The following is a 791-nucleotide window of genomic DNA, read 5'->3' on the forward strand; positions in this document are numbered from 1 at the left end:
CCCGTTCCCATGCCGAACACGGAAGTTAAGCGCTTCAGCGCCGAAAGTAGTTGGGGGTCTCCCCCTGTGAGGATAGGACGTTGCCAGGCATTACATATTTGGAGGATTAGCTCAGCTGGGAGAGCACCTGCCTTACAAGCAGGGGGTCGGCGGTTCGATCCCGTCATCCTCCACCATTTACACCTGCCGGTGTAGCTCAGTTGGTAGAGCATCTGACTTGTAATCAGAGGGTCGAGGGTTCGAATCCTTTCGCCGGCACCATTTTTAAAATAGTCTACCGCATGAATTATACCTTGCCGGGGTGGCGGAATTGGTAGACGCACAGGACTTAAAATCCTGCGAGGGTTTCCTCGTGCCGGTTCAAGTCCGGCCCTCGGTACCATCTTAATATCCCATGAAAGTTCATTCGTCTCGCACCCTTAGCTCAGCTGGATAGAGCGTTAGACTACGAATCTAAAGGCCGGGAGTTCGAATCTCTCAGGGTGCACCATCTATTTCGGGAAGTAGCTCAGCTTGGTAGAGCACTTGGTTTGGGACCAAGGGGTCGCAGGTTCGAATCCTGTCTTCCCGACCATCATAACTTTTGGGGCCTTAGCTCAGCTGGGAGAGCGCCTGCCTTGCACGCAGGAGGTCAGCGGTTCGATCCCGCTAGGCTCCACCAATTTTTAAACTGACGAACTTTGAAAACTGAACGATGAGGCAAAAAATGTTTTACAATTTTTGAATGAAGCGCAAGCTTCGTCATTTTTAAAGAGCTATATCAAATTCTTTGGAGAGTTTGATCCTGGCTC

At 50.8% G+C, this 791-nt stretch carries 6 tRNA genes and 1 rRNA gene; all 7 read left to right on the forward strand.

Annotated elements, in window-relative coordinates:
* Positions 1 to 89 (forward strand): 5S ribosomal RNA (gene rrf, locus KNP78_RS15590); the annotation flags it as partial.
* Between the two features lie 11 nt (positions 90 to 100).
* Positions 101 to 176 (forward strand) — tRNA-Val (locus tag KNP78_RS15595).
* A 9-nt stretch (positions 177 to 185) separates the two neighbouring features.
* A tRNA-Thr gene (locus KNP78_RS15600) sits at positions 186 to 261 on the forward strand.
* A gap of 34 nt (positions 262 to 295) precedes the next feature.
* Positions 296 to 382, forward strand: a tRNA-Leu gene (locus tag KNP78_RS15605).
* A 31-nt stretch (positions 383 to 413) separates the two neighbouring features.
* Positions 414 to 490 (forward strand) — tRNA-Arg (locus KNP78_RS15610).
* Positions 491 to 497: 7 nt separating this feature from the next.
* Positions 498 to 574, forward strand: a tRNA-Pro gene (locus KNP78_RS15615).
* Positions 575 to 585: 11 nt separating this feature from the next.
* Positions 586 to 661, forward strand: a tRNA-Ala gene (locus tag KNP78_RS15620).
* Positions 662 to 791 lie beyond the last annotated feature (130 nt).

It is taken from the genome of Exiguobacterium sp. s28 (assembly GCF_018618135.1).
Lineage (GTDB): Bacteria > Bacillota > Bacilli > Exiguobacteriales > Exiguobacteriaceae > Exiguobacterium > Exiguobacterium mexicanum_A.